This is a genomic window from Arthrobacter sp. MDT2-34-1, assembly GCF_059091365.1.
Window position 1 is genome coordinate 1 of the sequence record NZ_JBNHGO010000223.1, and the last position, 264, is coordinate 264.

A 264-nucleotide genomic window follows, 5' to 3' on the forward strand; every position below is an offset into this window, starting at 1 on the left:
GGTTTGCGTCGGCGGCGACCTGCCAGCCGGAAAGGTAGATGGCGCGCAGGCCGGCCTTGACCTGCTGGACCGCCTGGTTGCCGGTGAGGGCGCCGAGGGCGTTGGTGTACTGGCCGGTCTTGGCCTCCTCTGTCAGCTGCTTCCACAGCTTCTCGGAACCGCGCTTGGCCAGCGTGTGCTCTTCCTGGACGCGGCCGCGGAGGCGGACGACATCAGCTGCGCTGTAGTCACGAGTGATGCCCTCCCAGCGGGGGTTGGCAGCCC

General features: G+C 68.9%; 1 pseudogene. It reads right to left on the minus strand.

Annotation, left to right across the window (positions count from 1 at the left end):
* Positions 1-264 (minus strand): annotated as a pseudogene (locus AC5RVV_RS18435) (isocitrate lyase); the annotation flags it as partial.